At 63.6% G+C, this 20,531-nt stretch carries 18 protein-coding genes and 1 tRNA gene; 7 read left to right on the top strand and 12 right to left on the bottom strand.

The window, feature by feature from the left end:
- Positions 1-16: 16 nt before the first annotated feature.
- From LJ737_RS17560 to LJ737_RS17550, 3 genes are all read right to left on the bottom strand, one after another.
- Positions 17-265: a hypothetical protein gene (locus LJ737_RS17560; protein WP_227768052.1), complete on the bottom strand. Its 249-nt coding sequence runs from the start codon at positions 263-265 to the stop codon at positions 17-19.
- A gap of 61 nt (positions 266-326) precedes the next feature.
- Positions 327-1,004: an HD domain-containing protein gene (locus LJ737_RS17555; RefSeq protein ID WP_227768051.1), complete on the bottom strand. Its 678-nt coding sequence runs from the start codon at positions 1,002-1,004 to the stop codon at positions 327-329.
- 109 nt (positions 1,005-1,113) lie between these two features.
- Positions 1,114-2,337 carry a hypothetical protein gene (locus tag LJ737_RS17550; protein ID WP_227768050.1) on the bottom strand — a complete coding sequence of 408 codons (1,224 nt, stop codon included), beginning with the start codon at positions 2,335-2,337 and terminating at the stop codon, positions 1,114-1,116.
- Positions 2,338-2,589: 252 nt separating this feature from the next.
- On the opposite strand from LJ737_RS17550, the gene LJ737_RS17545 reads away from it, so the two are divergent.
- Complete coding sequence (locus tag LJ737_RS17545) at positions 2,590-2,958, top strand: 4-fold beta flower protein (RefSeq protein WP_227768049.1); 369 nt, start codon at positions 2,590-2,592, stop codon at positions 2,956-2,958.
- Positions 2,959-3,602: 644 nt separating this feature from the next.
- A complete protein-coding gene (locus LJ737_RS17540; RefSeq protein WP_227768048.1) occupies positions 3,603-3,794 on the top strand; it encodes a hypothetical protein in 192 nt (63 codons plus the stop codon).
- 231 nt (positions 3,795-4,025) lie between these two features.
- Here the strand turns inward: LJ737_RS17540 and LJ737_RS17535 are convergent.
- Positions 4,026-4,098, bottom strand: a tRNA-Thr gene (locus LJ737_RS17535).
- Positions 4,099-5,026: 928 nt separating this feature from the next.
- Here LJ737_RS17535 and LJ737_RS17530 point away from each other — a divergent pair.
- The 4 genes from LJ737_RS17530 to LJ737_RS17515 all read left to right on the top strand — a co-directional run bounded on the left by LJ737_RS17530 (position 5,027) and on the right by LJ737_RS17515 (position 9,814).
- Positions 5,027-6,676, top strand: coding sequence for a SulP family inorganic anion transporter (locus LJ737_RS17530; RefSeq protein WP_227768047.1), 1,650 nt, complete (start codon positions 5,027-5,029; stop codon positions 6,674-6,676).
- A gap of 138 nt (positions 6,677-6,814) precedes the next feature.
- On the top strand, positions 6,815-7,510 hold the full coding sequence (locus tag LJ737_RS17525) for a response regulator transcription factor (RefSeq protein WP_227768046.1): 696 nt from the start codon (positions 6,815-6,817) through the stop codon (positions 7,508-7,510).
- Complete coding sequence (locus tag LJ737_RS17520) at positions 7,507-8,841, top strand: sensor histidine kinase (protein WP_227768045.1); 1,335 nt, start codon at positions 7,507-7,509, stop codon at positions 8,839-8,841. The genes LJ737_RS17525 and LJ737_RS17520 overlap by 4 nt, the downstream gene beginning before the upstream one ends.
- 103 nt (positions 8,842-8,944) lie before the next feature.
- Positions 8,945-9,814 (top strand): EamA family transporter, encoded by an 870-nt coding sequence (locus LJ737_RS17515; RefSeq protein WP_227768044.1) that lies wholly within the window; start codon positions 8,945-8,947, stop codon positions 9,812-9,814.
- A 44-nt stretch (positions 9,815-9,858) separates the two neighbouring features.
- Here the strand turns inward: LJ737_RS17515 and LJ737_RS17510 are convergent, their stop codons facing one another.
- Positions 9,859-11,673: a sensor histidine kinase gene (locus LJ737_RS17510; RefSeq protein WP_227768043.1), complete on the bottom strand. Its 1,815-nt coding sequence runs from the start codon at positions 11,671-11,673 to the stop codon at positions 9,859-9,861.
- Positions 11,674-11,752: 79 nt separating this feature from the next.
- Here LJ737_RS17510 and LJ737_RS17505 point away from each other — a divergent pair, with 79 nt between their 5' ends.
- On the top strand, positions 11,753-12,487 hold the full coding sequence (locus LJ737_RS17505; RefSeq protein WP_227768042.1) for a hypothetical protein: 735 nt from the start codon (positions 11,753-11,755) through the stop codon (positions 12,485-12,487).
- A 15-nt stretch (positions 12,488-12,502) separates the two neighbouring features.
- On the opposite strand, the gene LJ737_RS17500 is transcribed toward LJ737_RS17505, so the two are convergent.
- The 7 genes from LJ737_RS17500 to nrfD form a co-directional block, all read right to left on the bottom strand.
- On the bottom strand, positions 12,503-13,327 hold the full coding sequence (locus LJ737_RS17500) for an ATP-binding cassette domain-containing protein (RefSeq protein ID WP_227768041.1): 825 nt from the start codon (positions 13,325-13,327) through the stop codon (positions 12,503-12,505).
- Positions 13,328-13,684: 357 nt separating this feature from the next.
- The gene (locus tag LJ737_RS17495) at positions 13,685-14,464 is read right to left on the bottom strand and encodes an ABC transporter permease (RefSeq protein WP_227768040.1); all 780 of its coding nucleotides are present in this window, start codon (positions 14,462-14,464) and stop codon (positions 13,685-13,687) included.
- Between the two features lie 349 nt (positions 14,465-14,813).
- Positions 14,814-16,592: an OmpA family protein gene (locus LJ737_RS17490; protein ID WP_227768039.1), complete on the bottom strand. Its 1,779-nt coding sequence runs from the start codon at positions 16,590-16,592 to the stop codon at positions 14,814-14,816.
- Positions 16,593-16,759: 167 nt separating this feature from the next.
- The gene (locus LJ737_RS17485) at positions 16,760-17,749 is read right to left on the bottom strand and encodes a PspA/IM30 family protein (RefSeq protein WP_227768038.1); all 990 of its coding nucleotides are present in this window, start codon (positions 17,747-17,749) and stop codon (positions 16,760-16,762) included.
- 42 nt (positions 17,750-17,791) lie between these two features.
- On the bottom strand, positions 17,792-18,532 hold the full coding sequence (locus tag LJ737_RS17480; protein ID WP_227768037.1) for a hypothetical protein: 741 nt from the start codon (positions 18,530-18,532) through the stop codon (positions 17,792-17,794).
- 265 nt (positions 18,533-18,797) lie between these two features.
- Entirely contained in the window at positions 18,798-19,088 is a 291-nt protein-coding gene (locus LJ737_RS17475) for a hypothetical protein (protein WP_227768036.1), read from the bottom strand.
- Positions 19,078-20,523, bottom strand: coding sequence for an NrfD/PsrC family molybdoenzyme membrane anchor subunit (gene nrfD, locus LJ737_RS17470; RefSeq protein ID WP_227768035.1), 1,446 nt, complete (start codon positions 20,521-20,523; stop codon positions 19,078-19,080). The genes LJ737_RS17475 and nrfD overlap by 11 nt, the downstream gene beginning before the upstream one ends.
- Positions 20,524-20,531: the final 8 nt, after the last annotated feature.

Here is a 20,531-nt window from a genome sequence, read left to right as displayed (position 1 = left end):
GTTTTTCCTAGCAAAATCACGGTTTTGACTTGCTCCGGTCATTGCCCATTTTCTTGTCGGGCTCGTTGTGGACTTTGATCTTTTCGCCAATCTCCGGGTTCTGCTTTTTCCAGAGCGGCTGGCCGCGGTATTTCTGCCCGCCGTGGATGTGCACCTTGCGCACGTGGCACGAGGCAATGGGGCACGTGCGGCAGCTGGCCAGCGCAAGCAACAGGAGCACGGGCAGCAGCCAAGTGCGGCGCAACGGGAAAAGGAGAGTCTTCATCTTACCGACAAAACAACGTAAAAACGGCCGCTTTCGTGCCGCCCGGATTGGATAAAACCGATTAACCGGCTGGTAGCAGGTCGCTTCCCTCCCACTCTTTCAGAAACTGCGCCAGAAACTGCTCCATGAACCGGTGCCGCTCATCGGCCACGCGGCGGGCCGCGGCGGTGTGCAGCCGCTCGCGCAGGTGCAGCAGCTTCTCGTAGAAGTGGTTGATGGTCGGGCCGCCATTGGATTTGTATTCGGCGAAGGTGCCGTGCTGCACCGGCGGCTGAGCCGGGTCGTGCAGCGGGCGGCCCTTGTGGCCGCCGTAAGCAAACGCCCGCGCCACGCCAATGGCGCCAATAGCGTCGAGGCGGTCAGCATCCTGCACGCAGGCACCCTCCAGGGTGGCTACCGGCGTGGCCACGCCGGCGCCCTTGAACGACACCTCGCGGATAATAGCCTCCACGCGGGCAATGAGGGCCTCCTCGGCGCCTTGCCCGAGCAGCCAGGCGCGGGCGGCCCGGGGGCCGGCTTCTTCGTCGCCGCCGTGGAATTTCCAGTCGGCAATGTCGTGGAGCAAGGCGGCCAGCTCGGTTACAAGCAAGTCGGCGCCTTCGGCCTGGGCCAAGGCGCGGGCGGCCAGCCACACGCGGCGGATGTGGGCCCAGTCGTGGCCGGAGCCTTCGCCGGTAAATTGGGTTTCGACCATGGCGGCGGTGCGGGCCACCAGATCAGCAGATGCAGCGGGAGTCATGGGGCAAAAATGCAACGGCCGCGGCGAACAACGCCGCGGCCGCCGGGCCTTGCCCCGTTCTTTTGCCGGCAGCAGGCTGACTATCTGCGCCCAAGCCGGCCGGAAAAACCTAGTCGATGATGGGATGCCGCTGGAATTCGCGGGTGCGGTCGAAGAGGTAGCGCAGGGTTTGGTGCTCCCGCCACGGCTGCCCGCCCACCAGTTTGGTCACGGTCATCATCTTGGGATTGAAGTCGCCGATCCAGTTCATCACCGTCTGGGTGTACGGAATGGCGCCGGGCTTCTGAATCAGCAACGAGGAGGCGTACACCATGGCCGCCTCCACGCCCTTACGCTGGTGCTCGGGCACCACCCCGAACACCACCCCGAACATGGTCTTGACGGTGCCGCGCAACTGGTGGTACTTAAACTGAATTTTCTGCCACCACCCCAGCTTGCCGTTGAAGCGCTTCAGGATTTCGTTGATTTCGGGCAGGTTGATGTAAAAGGATACGGGCTGCCCGTCGTAGTAGCCAAACCAGATGATGCGCTCATCCAGGATATCGAGCATGCTCTTCATCAGCTTCACCGCGGCTTCCGGCGACATGGGCTTCACGCCTTCGTGCTTGACCCAGGCTTTGTTGTAAATGGTGCGGAAGTCCTCGGCGTACTTTTTCCAGTCCTTCTTGCGCATGTGCCGGAACTCGTACTTGGGGTCGTTGGCAATGCGCTCGGCCCGGGCCTGCACCGACGGGTGCAACGTCGCCGCTACGGTGCGGTAAAACGTGACCTGCTTGAAGTACGTCTCGAAGCCGTACTCGCGGAACAGCTCGACGTAGTACGGCGGGTTGTAGCCTGCGCCGTAAATCGGGGAGCCGAAGTTTTCGGTCACTACCCCCCAGAACCGGTCCCGGTCGCCGAAGTTGATGGGGCCGTCCATGCCCTCCAGTCCGCGCGCCGCCAGCCAGTCGCGGGCGGCGTCGAACAGGCAATTGGCAGCGCCTTGGTCGTTGATGCAATCGAAGAACCCTACTCCGCCGATACCGCGGGCAAAATCCTCCTTGGAGGGCTTGGCGTCGGCGTCAGCAGGCGGAGGCGTTTTCTCGGAGGGGAAAGCCGTTTCGCGGTTGAAAAAGGCGGCAATCCGGCCGATGGTTTGCCCCCGCTCGTCGAGCAGCAGCCAGCGGGTGCACTCCCCTTTCTGAAACAGCTTGTTCTTGGCCGGGTCGAACACGGCTTCGATATCCTGATCGAGCGGGCGAATGTAATTCGGATCGGAGGCGTAGACGACCCGCGGCGGAAATTCCAGGAATTCACGGGCCTGAGCTGGGGAACTGACTTCAACAAGCTGCATGCGAAAGCGCAATACGGTAGGACAAACGAAGCGCGAAATAACGCAAAAGCGGCTTGCCGGCCTGCCGCACCCCTCTGCGCGCTAGCACATATTGAAAAATGTGCGTATCTTGGCGCTACCAAAACTATTCTTTCGCGCCCCGTTGGCTTCGGCCGGCGGGGCGTTTTTTGTGGCGGCGCCCGCTGCTGCCTCGGCAATCCACCCGGTACGTCGTTTCGTTTATGGATTATTCCTTAACCAGATCCGATTACCATGATACCTCTCTATTCGCCCGCGGGCACCGCCGTGGCGTTTGCCGACGATGCCTGCCATTTACTTTACCATCCCGACGGCCGCGTGGCCGCCTGGCTTGACGACGGCCTCCTTTACACGCCCCAAGGCCGCTACCTCGGTTGGGTGCACCACGGCTGGATTCTGGACCGCAGCGGCCGCGCCGCGCTGTTTGCCGAAAATGCTGCCGGCAAGCCCACCCGCCCCGCCGTGTCGGCGCCGCCTCCGGGCTTCTGGCCCCGTCCAGGCCAAGTTCCCCGCCGCCTCACTAGGCGGGGAAACCGCCCCGCCCGCCGCGGCCGGGTCGCCGAATGGTCGGAGTACGCGGGAGCCAATTATTTTAAGCAGTAAGCGGGTTACTCGGATGTCACAATTAGACGCCTTCTTATCGGTCCTAAACGAATGACAAATCAACTTATACGATGTGAGCGGAGTTAACATTCCGCTAATACCGATGATACCAACGTCACACCACGCCCCATGTCTTCCTGGTTTTTAGCGCCTAGCCACGCGTTTTTTGTGATAAAATTTACCCCGGTCAACCATGTCTTCCTGCCCGCTTCCGCTCGTTGCACTCGCCCTGATGCTCACTGCCGCCCAACTTCCGGCTGTGCCGGCCTTTTCCGAAGCGTAAACATAATTCCCCAAGTACTGGCCCGGCACGCTAGCGGCACTGGCTTGAAAACAGGGAAGTGATATTGCATAAGGTGAGCCCGCGGCGCCAAACCATCTGCTGGTTTGGCGCCGCGGGCTTGTTTACTAGCCTGTTCTGAAGCAACCGCAACGGGATAGGACTCGGACCAACCAAACTCGAGCTGACCATGTGCCAGGCAGGGCTGTCGGGGAAGCTTTTGCCTCGATACAGCTGCCCCAAATGAGTTATCGAAGTACAAAGGCGTCGCTGCAATAACACACCCAACCTGTGCGGAAAAGTTACTCCACCTTTACCAGCCTCGCTCGTGCGAACGGCTGGGGTTTGTTGTATGTTAGGGGCTATGGCTCGTTATAATCTCCACGACTCCTTCGACAACGACAACCGCCCGCCGTGGTGGTTATTTGTGCTCCTGGCCGTGACTATTGGCGGCATCGGTGCCGGCCTGCAGCAGTGCCAGAGGCCGGCCCCCGACAACCCTCCCACCGTGCCGGCCCCGCCGCCGACGCCCCCGTCGACGATACCGAAGCTGTAACATGCCCATCCGCCATTGCGCCTTCTATGCGGGAGAGTGACAGCGCTAAAACTGAAGTAGGGTCAACGGCCCGGGCGTGGACTACGGCCGCCGCAGCCCGGCTTCCACCACTAACTCAGACTTTCCTTCGCAGCTGGGCTTCTGCACCGACACTGATCGGTCTAGCTGAAGAACAAGCCAACAAAAAACCCGTTGCAAACACCTGGTTTACAACGGGTTTCATCATATAAGAGCCCCCTGCCGGGATCGAACCAGCGACCTACTGATTACAAGTCAGTTGCTCTACCAGCTGAGCTAAGGAGGCGAAATGGTGCTGCAAACCTAATGCACGGGGAGCAAATGCACAACCTCCGTCCAGAATTCCCCGCAAACGTCCTTCATCCGGGCTTCATGCTCTCGGCCAAAGCTTAGATGCACGAATGTAGCTTCGGCCGTTCCCGGGAAGGGCCACTACAGACAGCTTTGGCGTACTCGTTGCTGCTTGCGAAGCTACTAGGAAAGGAACCGAGCAACGCGGATGCCGCGAGGTTGGAACAAAAGGCATCCGTCTGTCCGGAACCCCAGCGCGGGGTCGGGCTGCCAGGAAGCGGCGCAGACTTGTTTGGAACTCCACCCAAACAAGCCGCCACCCGGGCAGCGCGGCCCCGCGCGCTTTTCAGCCCTGTCGGCTTTCCTTCATTCAGGGACAGCGCCAACTTCCCAATCAAGTTGGTATTGCTAATTTTTTTAGCATTTATGCTTCACAATTAGCCCCTGCTGCGTTACTTTTACTGTATCGCACGGTAGTCACCTCGCCAACGCGTCGTCTGATAAAGACGAAGCCCCGGCAGTTGGCGCTACCGGGGCTTCAGGAAGTGGGTGGATTGAGCACCCTCATCCTCTAGCAATGATGGGTAAACGTGCGAAACACAAGTCGGCGCCGCTACTAGCGCGCTTGTGGGACAGTCGGCGCCTGTGGATGCCGCCCGTCGGAGTGTTGTTGAAGGCAGCCATTGCCTGGTTGCTTACGACGTGCTCCTGAGTAGCAGTCGGTGGCGGTTCGCAGTGTAGTGCGGGCCGCCACTTTCTGATTAAACAAATGTACCGAATGCAGCACAAAATGTTCCCAATCTGAAACGGAAATTATTTCTATTTCGCCCGCAGCAGTACCCATTTACGGGGCGGAGCGTGTTCATTATCCCTTCACTGCCTCCGCGGGAAGTTTGTGTGCTCTATCATTCCCGCATTCCCGCATGGAAGTTCCCACCCCGGCCGTTTCCGCCGGCGGCCCAGCGGCCGGGCTGCGCCAGCAGCTTGGGCCCGACGTGCGCGCCGGCTTTCTGGTATTCCTGATTGCCTTACCGCTGGGGCTGGCTATTTCCAAAGCCAGCGGCTTTCCGCCGGTGGCGGGAATTCTGACGGCTATCATTGGGGGCATGGTGGTGACGTTGGTGGGTGGACCCGGGCTGACGATTAAAGGCCCGGCGGCCGGACTGATTGTCGTGGCCGCCGGCGCGGTGCAAGAGCTAGGCCGCGGCGACGCGCTGCTGGGCTACCGCCTCACGCTGGCCGTGGTGGTGGCCGCCGGCGTGCTGCAAATCCTTTTCGGCCTGCTGCGGGCGGGGGCCTTGGCCGATTTTTTCCCGTCGGCGGCCATGTACGGGATGATGGCCTCCATTGGCCTGACCGTTAGTTTGAAGCAACTGTTTGTCATCACCGGTACTAGCCCGGTGGCCCAGGAGCCCCTGCGGCTGCTGGGCGAAGTGCCCGGGGCCTTTGCCCACCTGAACCCGGGCGTATTCTGCATTGGCATGGTGAGCCTGGCGCTGCTCTTTGGCCTGCCGCTGCTGCGGCAGCCCCTCGTGCGCAAGATTCCGGTACAGCTGCTGGTCCTGCTGGTATCGGTGCCGCTGGGGCGCTACTTCGGGCTGGGCCACGCGCACACGTACCTGTTCTTGGCGCGCCACCATTACAGCCTTGGCCCGGAGTTTCTGGTGAGCCTGCCCACCAGCTTGAGCCAAGCCGTTACCCTGCCCGATTTCACGCAGATTTTCTCGGGCGTCAGCCTTAAATACATTGGGTTATTTGCCCTGGTTGGCTCGCTGGAGTCGCTACTGAGCGCTCAGGCAGTGGACCTACTGGCGCCGACCGGCCGGCGCAAAGCGGACCTGAACCGCGACCTGCTGGGCGTGGGCGTGGGCAACGTCTTGGCCGGGCTGGTGGGCGGGCTGCCGATGATAGCGGAAATCGTCCGCTCCTCGGCCAACGTGGCCGCTGGCGCGCGCACGCGGTGGGCCAACTTCTTCCACGGGCTGTTTTTGCTAGGTTTCGTGGCTGTTGGGTCGCAATTGCTCACGCAAATTCCCTTGGCGGCGCTGGGTGCCTTGCTGCTGCACATTGGTTTCCGGCTGGCCGGCCCCCGGCAATTCGCCCGCATGTTTCGGATTGGGGGCGAGCAGCTCCTGATTTTCCTGACTACCATCGCGGTGACGCTGGCAACCGACTTGCTGGTAGGCATCGGCGCCGGCATCGTGAGCAAGCTGCTCATTCACCTGCTGCGCGGTTTGCCGCTGCGCAGCGTGTTCACGGTCCGCACCGAGCTCCTGGACCTGCCCGACGGCGGCTACCTGGTGAAGGTGCGCGACGCGGCCGTGTTCAGCAACTACCTCAGCCTGAAAACCCAGCTGGCCCCGCTGCCCAAGGGCAAGCACGTGGTGCTCGACCTCTCGGACACCCGCCTGGTAGACCACACCGTGCTGGAACACCTGGAGCGCTTCCGCGCCGACTACCTGCGCGACGGCGGCCAACTGGAAATTACGGGGCTGCAGCGCCACCTGCCGGTGTCGGGCTACCCGACGGCGGCCCGGGTGCGCGCCGAAGCGGTGAACCTGGCCAGCGCCTGAACCGGCCGGGCCACCGGAAGCTTCCGGCCCGGTTGCGGGCCCGTTTAACGAAACCATTCTCTGTTCTGCGCGTGCAACTGCTGCCGGGCGTATACCTTCGCAGCGAGCCGGCGCCGCGCCTTTTCCCGCCCTCTTCCCATGAACGTCCTGATTATCGAAGACGACAAGGCCTTGGCCCGCGAGCTGGGCTTGTACCTGCACAACGAACGGTTTCACTGCGACTTTGCCCGCACCGGCCGCGAAGCCTCGGAAAAGCTATTTGTCAACGAATATGATTTTGTGCTGCTGGACCTGGGCCTGCCCGACCAGGACGGCCTGCAGCTGCTGGCCGAGGCCCGCAAGGAGCGCAACCAGCAAGCCAGCATCATCATCCTGAGCGCCCGCGGCACGGTGGATGACCGCATCAAGGGCCTAGACCTCGGGGCTGACGACTACCTGGCCAAGCCGTATTCCTTGCTCGAACTCGTGTCACGCATGCAGGCCATCGTGCGGCGCAAGCACGGCGTGACCCAGGACACGCTCGCGTTCGGGCCGTTTACGCTCAACGTGAGCGACCGGACCCTGCGCCACGGCGAGCAGGAAGTGCCGCTCACCAAAAAGGAATTCGACCTGCTGCACTACCTGCTGCTGCACCGCCACAAGGTGCTGACGCGCCTGCAGCTCAGCGAGCATATCTGGGGCAGCATGATCAGCGACAGCGACGACCGGGACTCGAACTTCATCGACGTGCACGTGAAAAACATCCGCAAGAAGCTGGCGCCCTACGACCAGCACGAGTGGATTGAGACGGTGCGCGGCGTGGGCTACCGCATCAAAACCAGCCAGGACGCGTGAGGCTGCAGCAGAAGCTGGTGCTGCTGACCACCCTTTCGAAGGGGCTCATGGCCGGGGTGCTGCTGCTGGCGCTGCCTTGGGCCATTGAAGTGTTTGCCCTGCGCCACACCGAGGCGCGCCTGCGCTCGGAGCTGGTGAAGGTGCGCCAGCGCATCGAGCGGGTGGGCGTCAACTCCTTTCTGGCCGGGCAGGAAAACGACCAGCGGCTGCACTACGACCTGCTGGAAGACGAGTTTATCGACCTGCGGCGCGGGCGGCTGCTCACGCCCCTGCAGGGCGACACCATTGCCACCTTGCCGCGGCGGCAGCAGGGCGAAATGGTCGATTTTCGGGTGCTGCGGGCCAGCTTCGTCCACGACGGGCAGCCCTACACCCTGGAAATCGGCAAGAGCATGGAGTCGGTGGAGGACGTGTACGGGCTGCTGCGCAGCTTTGCGGCCTACGCCCTGGTGTTTGCCGTGCTCAGCACCCTGCTCATCGAGCTGGGCGTAATCAACTACCTGCTGCGGCCCGTCGACCAGATTGTGCAGCGCCTGCGGGCGGTGCAGGGGCCCACGCCCCCGCCCCTGCCCCCGCTGCGCACCGGCACCTGGGACTTCCGCTACCTCGACGACACGATTCAGCAGATGCTGCAGAAAATCCGGACGGTGTTTGAGCAGGAACGTGAGTTTATTGCCAACGTCTCGCACGAGCTGCTGACGCCCATCAGCATTCTGCAAAACCGCTTCGAGAACATGCTGCAGGCCGAAAACCTGCCCGAAGAGGCCGAAACCCAGCTGGTAACCTCCCAGAAAACCCTGCAGCGCCTGACGGCCACGCTGCGCACGCTGCTGCTGATTTCGCGCATCGAAAACGCGCAGTTTGCCCGCCCCGACCGCGTGGACGTGCGCGAACTGCTCGGCGAAGTGGTCGAGGAGTTGGAATTTCGCCTGCTCGACCAGCACATTACCCTGCGCCAGCAGTTGGAGGGCGCGCCCGTCATGGCGCCGGCCAACCGCACACTGCTCTTCACCCTCTTCTACAACCTGCTCTCCAACGCCATTAAGTACAACCGGCCCGAGGACGGGCGCATTGCTCTCACCGGCGCGCCCCAGCCCGACGGCACGTACGTGCTGGTGGTTCACAACACGGGCAAGCCCATTCCGCCCGAGCAGTTGCCGCACCTCTTCGAGCGGTTCCGGCGCTTCGACGACGGCCGCATCGAGGGCTTCGGGCTGGGGCTGGCGGTGGTGCGCTCGGTGGCCCAGTTTCACTTCATCCGCATTTCGGCCGAATCGGACGAGCACGGCACCTCCTTCACGCTGCACCTGCCGCCGGCGCGGGAGCAGTAACCCAGCCGAATTAGCGACTTTTGCCGCCGCAGCGCCAGTCCGGCACTGCGGCGTTTTTCTTGGGTGGCGGCTTCTGCTGCTGCGGCCGTTTTGCTTCCTGCTCATGCGCGTTTCCCGTTTTCAAGTGCCACCGCTGCCGGCCGTGCTGCTGGCCATCGTCAGCGTGCAGGGCGGGGCGGCCATTGCCAAAGGCCTGTTTCCGGTGCTCGGGGCAGCCGGCACGGCCAGCGTGCGCATCGGGCTGTCGGCGCTGCTGTTGCTGCTGGTGGTGCGCCCGCGGCTCGGGCGGCTGACGGCGGCGCAGTGGCGGGCCGTGGTGCCCTACGGTTTGGCATTGGACAGCATGAACTTCCTGTTCTACTGCGCCCTGGCGCGCATTCCACTGGGCCTGGCCGTGACGCTGGAATTCGTCGGGCCGCTGGGGCTGGCGCTGCTGGGCTCCCGCCGCTGGCTCGACGCGGTGTGGGCCGTGCTGGCCGGGGCGGGCATTGCGCTGATTGCGCCCTGGCAGGGCCGCGGCCTCGATGTGCCGGGCATGGGCTTCGCGTTGGCGGCCGGCGCCTGCTGGGCCGTGTACATCGTGCTGGGCCGGCGCACGGCGGCCCTGCTGCCGGGCGCGCAGGCCGTGGCCGTGGGCATGCTGTTTGCCGCCCTGCCGGTGGTGCCCTTCGGCCTGGGCAGCGGGCAGTTGCTGGCCCTCACGCCCTGGCTCCTACTGCTCGGCGCGCTGCTGGCCTTGTTTTCCAGCGTGCTGCCGTTTTCGCTGGAAATGCAGGCGCTCAGGACCATGCCAACCCGCACGTTCAGCGTGCTGATGAGCCTGGAGCCGGTGGCCGCGGCGCTGTCGGGCTGGGCACTGCTGCACGAACGGCTGAGCGGCGGGCAGTGGCTGGCCGTGGCCCTCATCGTGGTGGCCAGCGCCGGCGCCACCTTGGGCAAAGAGGAAGCGGTGGCAGGCGACGTTGCGAAGTAAGGGGCTGCCCAGTCACCCGTTCACCTTTGCCCACTCCGCCCTGGTCAGGCCAGCGGCAGGGTGAAATGAAAAGTGCTGCCGGTGCCGGGGAAGCTTTCGACCCAGAGGCGGCCGCCCTGGGCAGTCATAAACTCGCGGCTGATGCTCAGGCCCAGGCCGGTGCTGCCGCGGCGCACCTGCCCCTCGGGGCTCTGGTGGAAGCGCTGGAAAATCTGCTCGTGGTGCTCGGGCGCAATGCCGGGGCCCTGGTCCTGCACGCTGACCTGCACGCGGGCGTCGGCGGTGAGGCGGGCGCGCAGGTGCAGCGGGGCATCGGCGGGCGAGTAGCGGATGGCGTTGCTGAGCAGATTGATGAGCACCCAGGTGGTTTTTTCCTCGTCGGCGCGCACGGGGGGCAGGTCCGGGGGCAGCTCCAGCTGCAGCTGCAGGCGCTTGTCGTCGAGCTGGGGGCGCACGGTGTCGGCGGCGCGCTGCACCACGGCGGCCAGGGAGGTGGGGCGCAGGCTGAGCTGGATGCCGGCACCGGCGTCGAGACGGGCCACGGTGAGCAGCTCGCCCACCATGCGCTGCAGGCGCTGGGTTTCCTGGCCGATACCCTGGGCCAGGCGCTGCCGCTCCTCGGCGTCGGTGCGCTCGTGCTGGAGTAACTTTAGGCTCAGGCCGATGCTGGCCAACGGGGTTTTCAGTTCGTGCGAAACAGTGGCCAGGAAGTTGGACTTGAGCTGGTCGAGCTTCTTGAACTCCGACACGTTGCGCAGGGCCAGCAGTTGCCCGGCCGAGCGCACGTGTTGCCCGCTCTCGTCGAAGGTGCGCAGCTCGTGGGCGCTGAGGCGGTAGTAGGTGTCGTAGCCGCTGATGCGCACGGTGATGAGCGGGGCGGTTTCGCCGTCGGCGGCCGCCGTTGCGCCGGGGTCCGGGTCGGCCTCGTCGGGGTCGGGGCCGCCGGCCACCACCGCCACGGGCTGCAGCATCCGGGCCAGCAGTTCGTGGCGCGGCGCCAGCTCGGCGGCCCGGCGGCCCACCAGCTCGGTGTCGGCGCGGCCGAGCAGGCGGCAGATGGCGGGGTTGGCCAGCAGAATCACGCCCCGCTCGTCGAGCAGCAGCAGGCCTTCGTCGAGGCTGCTCACCACGCCTTCGAGGCGGGTGCGCTCGGTCATGATTTCGGTGAGGGCGGTGCGGCGGAACTTCTGCAGCTCCAGCAGCAGGCGGTTGAAGGCGCGGCCGGCGCGGCCCAGCTCGTTGTATTCCCCGGCCGGAATGGTCGACTCGAAATTGTTTTTGGAGGCGTGCTCCAGGGCCCGCGTCAGCTCCTCGATGGGCACGGCGGCGGCCTCGGCCACCCCGATGATCAGCCCCAGGGTGATGACCACGGCCAGCGCGGCCAGGGCCAGCATGATGCGAAACGACTCGGCGGCGCGGCGGTCGGCCACCTGGCTTTTGCGCTCCAGCGCGGCCACGTTCAGGTCGACGAGGCGGTGGGCCAGGCCGCGCAGGTAGCTGCGGTAGGGCGCCAGCGCGGCGGGCTCGATGCCGGCGGCCACCCGCTGCTGGTAGGCGTCGGCGGCCTGGGCGAGGCTGTCGATGACGGTTTGCTCGCCGGGCTCGGTCACGTTGTCGGCGACGCGCTGCAGCGACTGGCGCAGCAAGGGCAGCCCGCCGGGCGCGGCCGGCTGGGTTTCGAGCTGGTCGATGGCGCTGAGCAGCACCTGGCCCACCTCCACGGAGTAGACGTTGGTTTGGCGGATGCGGCGGGTGGTGTTGTCGAGACGCAGCAGGGCCGTAGTGGCGTAGCCACCGAGCACCAGCAGTAGGGCCAGCACCACGCCAAATCCCAGGCTTATTTTCGTGCGGATGTTCATGGAGGGGCCGCCGGGGCGGTAAAATCAAAGGGCAAGGTACGGCGGGGCCTAGGTGTTCGGGCTAGGGCGGTTGCCGCTCTTGTCGGCCAGCCCCATCTTGCCAGCAAATACCAAGAATATGACAAGTGCTGCCCGCGCTGCCTGGCTACTAACCGCGCCTATTGTTGTGACTTCCTGCTCTGCGCATGACGAAGGCCGGCCCGACCGTCACGCGCAACAAGGCTCGGCTGCAGCGCCATCCCCGGCAGTGTACCGCGACACCCAATGGGTCAATCAAGCGCCGTTAATAGAAACCTACAGCAAAGCGTTTGGCGGGCATATCGTAAGCCTGACTACGCTGGCCGGCGACACGGCAGTTAAGTATGCCCCCTATTATTTTCAGCACGAGTACTTGGATATCAACAAAGATGGTAACCTGGATATTCGAATGCATGTCTTCAGCAATACGCCTAACCAATGCGAAAACTATTTTTACGACAGCAAGACCCGCACGTATCACCAAATAAGCAGTTCCGACCTTGACATAAAAAAATTACCAGGAACCTCACTGTATTACTCCAACAATCGGCTTGGCTGTGCAAGCAAGAACTGGGCGAGCACGTTAAGTAAAATAGAGGATTGGCAGGAAGTACAAATTGGGTACATAGAAATAAACAGCTGCGGGACCGAAACCGAAGGAATAACTATTTATAAAATAAAAGACGGCAAGCAACAATTGGTTTCAACCTTGAAAATCCAAGAATTGTCTCGCTCCAAAGGCGTTTTGCACTTTTTCGACAATTACTGGAAACGCCATTATAAACAATTTGAATGAGCAGCGTGCCGCCCTTTAACTCCGGCGAATTTCTTCCTTCAAATGCTCCACGAAGCGGCCGAATTCCGGCTCGGCTTCCACGTTGGGGTGCCAGGCCAAGCCCATGGCGGCCAGGTCGTACTGGTGCTGCTGGGAGATGGTGGCGCCGGGAATGAGCTGGCCGGCTTCGTCCCGCTCGTAGCCCAGGAGCCAGAGCGTGTCGGAAAGGGCGGTAGTGGTCGAAAGGTCGTGGGAGACGATGACGACGGTGTTGAGCTCGTGCATGGTGGTGACTTCCACGATGATTTTCTTCACCTCATCGATCATGGCCACATCGAGGCCGGAGAAGGGCTCGTCGAGCAGGATGAGGTGGTCGGAGCAGAGCAGCTGCTGGGCAATGGCGGCGCGCTGGCGCTGCCCGCCGGAGAGCTGGGCGGGGAATTTCTGGCGGTGCTGCGCGAGGCGGAACCGCTCCAGAAAGGTTTCGACTTCGCGCTTGGCGGCTTCGGGCTCGTGCTTGCGCTGGGCGGCCAGCAGCAGGTTGTCGGCCAGGCTGCGGTGGTTGAACAAGGGGTAGCGCTGCTGCACCAGGCCCACGTCGCCGGGGCGCACGGGGTGCTGCTCCTCCCCCACCTGCACGGCGCCGGCGCTGGGCCGAATCAGCCCGGCAATGATGCGGCACAAAACCGATTTGCCGATGCCGGAGCGGCCGTAGAAGCCCACGACCTGGCCCTGGCTCATGCCAGGGCGCACCACGTTGCGCACCTGGGCGCTGATGTCGCGCAGCACCAGCTCGCCGTTGAAGGTCATGGAGATGTTGTCGAGGGTGAGCACGGGCTCGTGGTGGCTGTAGGGGCTCATGGCAAAGGTGAATTTGTGAAGTGGTGAACTTGTGAAGGGCCGTTTTCGCGGGGCAACAGGTGGTGCCGGGCTTGCGACGACCGGGGCTGAGCTTGCGGCGCCTGCGGCTGGGGTTGCGATGATTGGGGCGGGTCTGCGGACGACTGCGGCCGGGCTTGCGACGCTTGGAACCGGGCTGCGGGCGAGTGAGGCGAAGCTTGCGACGACTGCGCCGGGGGTGCGGACCATCGAAACCGGCATGCGGACGCTTGGGACCGGAGCGCGGACGGTTGCGGCTGGGCTGCGGGCTTTCGGGACCGGGAGCAGCTTTTCCGTGACCAAACGCGGTTGGTTCAGGGGCGGCTTCTCTCCCGCCGCTTACCCTTGCGCCGCCGTCAGGGCCGAGTACGGGAAGAACACCCGGCGCAGCAGGGCAAAGAGGTAGTCTTGCAGGGCGCCGGTGGCGAGTATGACCAGTTGAATGGCCAGCACGCCGTCGAGGTGCAGGTAGCGGTTTTGCTTGTAGAGCAGCAGGCCGATGCCGCCTTCCGATTGGTAGAGCGTCTCGACCAGCGTTATCATCGTCCAGATGATGGCGAAGTTCTGACGGACGACCTCCAGCATCAAGTCCAGCTTGCCGAGCACCACGACTTCCCAGAAGCTGCGCCACTCGCCCAGGCCCAGCGTACGGGCGTGGTCCATTTCCTCCTGGGTGGTCATCAGAATGACGCTGGTCATGCCGGTGACGAGGTATACGGTGGTGGCGAAGACGAGCACCGAGAGCTTGACCTCGTGGCCCGAGCTCAGCATCAAGGCCATGAAAAAGGTGAGGCCGGTGAGCGTGAGGTAGCGCATTTTGGTGGCCGCGTAGGCCAGCGGGCGGAAGAAGGGCAGCGCCGTCAGGTAAGAAATCAGCAGGGCCAGCACCGTGCCGATGGCCAGGGCCTGCAGGGCGGTGGTCATGCTGGCCCAGAGCTCCTGGATGAGGCCTTGGGTGGTAATCAGGTCGCGCAGGGCGACCAAAACCTGGCCCAGGCTGGGGAACAGCTGCACCGGGTAAAAGGCCCAGAGCAGCACCAGCACCAGCACTTGCAGGCCCACCATGGTGGTGAAGACCGAGCGGCGCGGGGTGGCGTTGGGGGAGAAAAGCTCTTTCATGGGGACCGGCCGGCGGGCGGCGGTTGGGAGTTGGAGAGAGTTGGGTAAGCGGTATTGGTGGGGCGTCAGGTCGAGCGAAGTCGAGACATCAGCCGGATAGCATTGTCCATCGTAAGGTTACTGGCGGGAGTCAGCACGCGAGATGTCTCGGCAAGCTCGACCTGACGTTCTTCCGCCCTCTTTTTAACTCAGTAGGCGCCGGATCAGGCTGCCGAACAGGAAGCCGGCCTGAGCCGCGGCTTGCAGGCGCCCCGTTACCGGCGGGGCGCCTGCTGGCTCTGGCGGATAGGTGATTAGTGCATCGGGCATAAGAATAAAGCACGCGGAATACCAGGGCCCGCAAGACCCGTTAGTTGCCGAGCACGATTTCGACGCGGCGGTTTTTGGCGCGGCCGGTTTCGTCGGCGTTGCTGGCCACGGGTTCCAGGGCGCCGTGGGCGTAGACCTGCACGCGGCCGTCGGGAAACGAAGAGCGGCTTTTGGCTTCCAGCCAGTTTTTGACGGCCAGGGCGCGCTGCTCCGAGAGCTGCTGGTTGTTGGCGGCGGCGCCCACGTTGTCGGTGTGACCGTGCACGGCGACTTTCAGGCGGCCGGCTACCACCAGGTCGTCGAAGAGGCGGTTCAGGTCCTGCTCGGCGGCCGGGGTGAAGGTGCTGCGGCCGGTTTCGAACTCGATGTTCCAGGCCCGCTTACTCACGCTCTGGCGGATTTCGTCGTCGGCGGCAAATTGCTGCTGCTCGGCCGGGGCAATGGTTTTGCCCTTGTACTGGTCCTGCAGCTTGCGCAGAATCGAGAGGTCCAGCATCTGCTCGAGCGGTACGTAGCTGGGCAGCTCTTTGGGGTAGAGCTTGCTTTGCACGTCGCCGAAGGTTTTGTAGACGGAGGCGTAGATGTTGGTGCCGCCGTTGTCGAGGCCGAACAGGGTCAGGTTGTCGGCGAAGTTAAAGGCCTTGCTGCCGCCCAGCTCCACCACTTCGCCGGTGCGGTCGGCTTCGCTCACGCCCTTGTAGTAGCGCAGCCAGTAGGCGCCGGGCTTGTCCTTGTCGCCGTACACTTCCGCCGAAATATCAGCGGCGCGCTGCAGGGCTTCGGGGTGCGATTTTACTTGGTCGCCGGCCACGGCCAGGGCGGTGATGATGCCCTGCACGTCCTTTTCGTGGGCCTGGTACCAGCGCTTGGTCGTCACCATGATGTTGGGCATCTGGTTCGAGTAGTCCTTGGTCGAGACGATGTTGACCAGCCCGCCTTTTTGCTTGGCAATGTTCACGTCGCCGGGCGTCCAGGTGGCCACGCCGTCGGCTACCACGTCCACTTTCACGCCGGTGCTGCGGCCTTTCACCACTTTCAGGCGCAGCTCGGGCTTGCCTAGGATGTATTTCTCAGCGGCCACGAGAAAGTCGGAGGCGGCCATGAAGTTCACGGCTTCGGGGTCGTAGGTCGTCTCGTCGGGGTTGACTTTGAGGCCGTTGTCAGCGCACCACTTCAGGGCAATGTTCTGGTCGCCGTCGCGCAGGTAGCAGGCAATGGTTTTGCCCAGGGCCGATTTGGGGTTGTCGAGCCACTCTTTCGGGCCCATGAGCTTGTCTTCGCCGAAGGATTTACCGCAGCTGTAAGGCAGAATCTGCAGGCCGGTGCCGGCTTTTTCCAACTGCGTCTGCACGGCCGAGAAAGCCGGCAGCCCGTCGCCCATGATGCTCACGATAAGGCCCGGGGTGTTGGGGTTGCTCTGCAGGTCCAGGGCGTTTTTCACCAGGTCGGCCTGCATCTTGGCCACGTCGTCCTGGCGCACCATCTGCAGGTCCAGGCCGTTGGCGGCCATGGCCGAACCCTCGGTGCTGCGCGGGCCGCCGTTGGCCAGCATGGCGCCCATCTGCGAGTTCCAGGCCATTACTTCCCAGGTCACCGGGGTGCCTTTCTCGGCCGGAGTGCTGCCGGGCAGCGGGGCCAGCGGCACGGCCAGGTTGGTGCGCGGGCCGCCCGCCTGGGTGGGCAGCTCGATGGAGTTCAGCAGGACGGATTGCGTTTCGGCTTTCTGGAAGACGGCACCGCTGCTCACGAGCTTGTTGATGCCGAAGTAAGCGGCCAACACCAGCAGCAGGCCGATGACGATTTTACCGCGAGTTGTCATTGTAGTAGGGAGAAAAAGTGGGTTTGAAAGCGAGTGGGTGTAGTATTCTTCAGGCCGTCATGCCGAGCGAAGCCGAGGCATCTCGCGTGCTGATGTTGGATAGTATTTCACTATCTGGCGAAGCGGTAGAGATGCTTCGACTGCGCTCAGCATGACGTTCTGGGGGCTTAGTCCAGCAGCTTGCTGAAGGCGTCGTTGCTGGCCTGGGTAGTGCTGCGCGGCGCCTGGCTCACGGCCTTTTCGTCGAGCAGGGCGTTGAAGTCGCCTTTCTGGTAGCGTTCCAGCAGCTGCTGGCCTTTCTCGCTCATGACCCCGTTCTGGATGTCCATTTCCTTCACGAAGGCCTGGGAGTAGCGCATGGCTTGCTTGATCTGGCCGAGCTTCTGGGCCATGTCCTGGGCCACGCGGTCGGTGGCCAGGTCGAAGAAGTACTTCTTGTCCGGGTCGCCGCGCAGGATGTTCATGGCGGCGCGCATGCCGGAGGAGGTGCGCTTCACCAGGTTGTACTCGTCCTTGAGCAGGTTCACCTTGAACTTGGAGTTGTCGATCTGGCGCAGGGCGGCTTTCAGGATCTGGCGCATCACCAGGCTCACGTTGGCGGTGGTGGTGAGCATGGGCTGCAGGCGGGTGTTGTAGTCTTCGAGCTGGGCGGCGCGCGAAGCGTACTGCTCGGCAGCGTCCTTCTCGCCCTGGCGCTGGGCCGAAGCCGCCAAGCCCAGGTACTCGCGCATCTGCTGCTGGTTGGCGTCCATCTTGCGCTTCACCAGCTCGTGGGCGCCTTCCACGTGGGCCACCTCGCCGTCCATTTTCTTGGCCTCCTGCTCGGTGTTGCGGATGTAGTCCTCCATGATGCCGATGGGGTCCGTCTCGACGAAGATGCCCGCGGCCGAGCGGAAGAAGCGCTGCCCGGCGTACCAGAGGCCGGCTTTGATGCGCTTATTCGTGGCCAGCAAAAAGAGCAGGAACAAGGCCCCCAGCCCCACGCCGAGCTTCACCGTGTCGAACACCATGTCGACGAGGAACGGGGCGATGGTGCCCCAGAAATAGACGCCCGTGCCAACGGCGGCGCCCAGAAAAACCCAGCCGGCGACTTTTTCCGGCTTTTGCCACTTGGCGTTGCCCGCCTCGTAGCCCGTCGTGAGCAGTGAAGTATCCATGATGCAGTTATCAGCGTTGAGTTGTCAGATGTAAGTCAGGCGTTACTTGGCGGGCGTGGTGCCCAGCGTCAGCAGGAAGCTTTGGGCGGCCTGGTAGTGGGCGTGCAGGTCGGCGGCCGCGCCGGCGTTGGCCAGCTCGTAGGAGGTCAGGGCGGCCTGGGCTTTCTGGCGCTCCTCCCCCAGCTGCTGCTGCGCCGCCTGCAGCTCCTGGCGCTTGGCCTCGAGCTGGCGGGTCAGCTCGGCCAGGTCGTTTTGCAGTTTTTGTTCCTGCGTGAGCAGCTGCACGATGGTGCTGGGGCGGCTGTTGGGAATTTTCAGCTCGCCGATTTTTTCCTGGTGGCGCTCCAGCACCTTGTTGCGGTCCGATTGCAGGGCGCGCTCCAGCTGGTCGGCCGAAGCCAGCAGCTCCTGCACCGAGAGGCCCGTCACGGCCGCGAAGGCGTGGTAGGCCGTCTGGTAGAGCACCGGGCCAGTGAGGCCGCTGGCGGCCATGCTGCGCACCATTTTGGCGTAGGCGGCGAAGTCCTTTCCGTTGCCGGCCAGCAGCCCGTTGATGTGGTCGACGTGGCGCTGCTCGGGCTGGGTGACAGCCGGCGCGGCGGCCGGCACGAAGCCCGTCAGCGGGGCGGCGGTAGGTGCCGGCGGCGTGCCAGGCCCGAAGGCCGGAGCCGCGGGGGCCGTGCCGGGCAGCGGCCGGGGCTGTGGAGCTTTGGCGGCCGCCGCGTGGTCTTCTTCGATGAAGAAGTCTTTCGCGGCTTTGGTGAGGTTGTCGAAGATGGCCATTGGGAAAAGCGGTTAGGGTAGCGTCTTGCGGGACGCGGACCCTAAGCCAATCCAGATGCCGGTGACCGGCACCATGGCCTGTTATGTTTTATAATATATTGACTATCAATACATAAAAATGAAGACAGCGCCTTGCCGACTAGTCTTAAAGCAGCAAACCCTTCCATTATGGAAGGGTTTGGCTTGTCGAAATAGTACGTCGGCTGAGCGCGGACACCGCCCGGGGCAGCATGCGGGGCGCCCAGGCAGTTGCTTTCGCGCCGTGCTAGGCATCAGCCAGGCGGCAGTTGCGAGGCAACAGGGCCCGGACCCGCGCCGTTTCCGCTGCTTCGGCCGCGGCGAGGATGTCGCGGGCCTCGGCCAGCAGCTGTTCACCCGGTTGCAATTCCCTGCGTCGCAGCACCAATAGCAGCAGGTAAAAGGAAAGCAAGGGCAGCACCCAGCCCAGGGCAAACCACAGCCAGAACGAGCGGCCGTAGCTGCAGGCGCAATACCCCGTGAGCAGGGGCAGCAGGCTCAGGGCCAGCACGCCGGCCAGCAGCAGATCAAGCAGCATGCGAAACGGCCGTTGCGGGTGAAGTCGCCGGCTTCTGCGCGCCCGGCTGCGCCCCCGTGTTGGGGCCGCCGTAGGTCGGGCCGTTGTCCACCCCGTATTTCAGGATGGACTTCACTTCGGCCATGTTGATGACCGGGAAGAACTTGGCGAAGAGCAGGAACAGGGTGAAGAACAGGCCGAGCGTGCCCACGTAGATGCCGATGTCGATGATGGAGGGCGAGAACATGGCCCAGGACGAGGGCAGGTAGTCGCGGTGCAGCGAGGTGACGATAATCACGAAGCGCTCGAACCACATGCCGATGTTCACGATGATGGACAGCACGAAGGTCATCGGGATGCTGTAGCGCACGCGGCGGATCCACACCAGCTGCGGGGAAATCACGTTGCAGGTCATCATCGACCAGTACGCCCACCAGTAGGGGCCGGTGGCGCGGTTGATGAAGGCGTACTGCTCGAACTCCACCTGCGAGTACCAGGCGATGAAGAACTCCGTGATGTAGGCCACGCCCACGATGGAGCCGGTAATCATCATGATCTTGTTCATCAAGGCGATGTGCTCGAGCGTGATGTAGTCCTCCAGCTTGAACACCACCCGCGTGATGAGCATCAAGGTGAGCACCATGGCGAAGCCCGAGAAGATGGCGCCGGCCACGAAGTAGGGCGGGAAGATGGTCGTGTGCCAGCCCGGCACCACCGAGGTGGCGAAGTCCATCGACACGATGGTGTGCACCGACAGCACCAGCGGGGTCGACACGCCGGCCAGGATCAGCGACACGGTTTCGTAGCGCGACCAGTGCTTGGCCCCGCCCTTCCAGCCGAAGCTCAGCAGGGCGTAGGCGCGGCGGGCGATGGGCCCTTTGGCCCGGTCGCGGATGGTGGCGAAGTCGGGCACCAGGCCGGTGTACCAGAACACCAGCGACACCGAGAAGTAGGTCGAAATGGCGAAGACGTCCCACAAGAGCGGCGAATTGAAGTTCACCCACAGCGAGCCGAACGTGTTTTCGAAGGGAAACACCCAGAACATCAGCCAGGGCCGGCCGAGGTGCAGCACCGGGAACATGGCCGCGCAGATGACGGCGAAGATGGTCATGGCCTCGGCCGCGCGGTTGATGGAGGTCCGCCACTTCTGGCGGAACAAGAGCAGCACCGCCGAAATCAGCGTGCCGGCGTGGCCGATGCCCACCCACCACACGAAGTTGGTGATGTCCCAGGCCCAGTCCACGGTTTTGTTCAGGCCCCATTCCCCGATGCCGTACCACAAGGTGCGGTAGACCGAGTAGAAAAAGACGCCCAACAGGCAAAGGGCCGCGGCCAGGGCGGCCAGCCAGCGCGGGTTGGGCCGGGCTTCGACGTGCCGGGCCACGTCTTCGGTCACGTCGTGGTAGGTTTTGCCGCCGGTGACCAGCGGCAGGCGAACAGCGGAAACGCGTTGCATGAGGCGAG

Origin of the sequence: Hymenobacter sp. 15J16-1T3B, from assembly GCF_020711235.1 — a bacterium.
Classification (GTDB): Bacteria; Bacteroidota; Bacteroidia; order Cytophagales; family Hymenobacteraceae; genus Solirubrum.
Note: the sequence above shows the minus strand (reverse complement) of the source record. Positions and strands in the feature narration are given on the sequence as shown.

What these genes read in the sequence shown, in the direction of transcription:
- LJ737_RS17495 (WP_227768040.1), bottom strand. Translation starts at nt 14,464, where the DNA reads ATGAAAGAGCTTTTCTCCCCCAACGCCACCCCGCGCCGCTCGGTCTTC.
- LJ737_RS17555 (WP_227768051.1), bottom strand. Translation starts at nt 1,004, where the DNA reads ATGACTCCCGCTGCATCTGCTGATCTGGTGGCCCGCACCGCCGCCATG.
- LJ737_RS17525 (WP_227768046.1), top strand. Translation starts at nt 6,815, where the DNA reads ATGAACGTCCTGATTATCGAAGACGACAAGGCCTTGGCCCGCGAGCTG.
- nrfD (WP_227768035.1), bottom strand. Translation starts at nt 20,523, where the DNA reads ATGCAACGCGTTTCCGCTGTTCGCCTGCCGCTGGTCACCGGCGGCAAA.
- LJ737_RS17500 (WP_227768041.1), bottom strand. Translation starts at nt 13,327, where the DNA reads ATGAGCCCCTACAGCCACCACGAGCCCGTGCTCACCCTCGACAACATC.
- LJ737_RS17545 (WP_227768049.1), top strand. Translation starts at nt 2,590, where the DNA reads ATGATACCTCTCTATTCGCCCGCGGGCACCGCCGTGGCGTTTGCCGAC.
- LJ737_RS17550 (WP_227768050.1), bottom strand. Translation starts at nt 2,337, where the DNA reads ATGCAGCTTGTTGAAGTCAGTTCCCCAGCTCAGGCCCGTGAATTCCTG.
- LJ737_RS17480 (WP_227768037.1), bottom strand. Translation starts at nt 18,532, where the DNA reads ATGGCCATCTTCGACAACCTCACCAAAGCCGCGAAAGACTTCTTCATC.
- LJ737_RS17490 (WP_227768039.1), bottom strand. Translation starts at nt 16,592, where the DNA reads ATGACAACTCGCGGTAAAATCGTCATCGGCCTGCTGCTGGTGTTGGCC.
- LJ737_RS17485 (WP_227768038.1), bottom strand. Translation starts at nt 17,749, where the DNA reads ATGGATACTTCACTGCTCACGACGGGCTACGAGGCGGGCAACGCCAAG.
- LJ737_RS17560 (WP_227768052.1), bottom strand. Translation starts at nt 265, where the DNA reads ATGAAGACTCTCCTTTTCCCGTTGCGCCGCACTTGGCTGCTGCCCGTG.
- LJ737_RS17530 (WP_227768047.1), top strand. Translation starts at nt 5,027, where the DNA reads ATGGAAGTTCCCACCCCGGCCGTTTCCGCCGGCGGCCCAGCGGCCGGG.
- LJ737_RS17540 (WP_227768048.1), top strand. Translation starts at nt 3,603, where the DNA reads ATGGCTCGTTATAATCTCCACGACTCCTTCGACAACGACAACCGCCCG.
- LJ737_RS17515 (WP_227768044.1), top strand. Translation starts at nt 8,945, where the DNA reads ATGCGCGTTTCCCGTTTTCAAGTGCCACCGCTGCCGGCCGTGCTGCTG.
- LJ737_RS17510 (WP_227768043.1), bottom strand. Translation starts at nt 11,673, where the DNA reads ATGAACATCCGCACGAAAATAAGCCTGGGATTTGGCGTGGTGCTGGCC.
- LJ737_RS17475 (WP_227768036.1), bottom strand. Translation starts at nt 19,088, where the DNA reads ATGCTGCTTGATCTGCTGCTGGCCGGCGTGCTGGCCCTGAGCCTGCTG.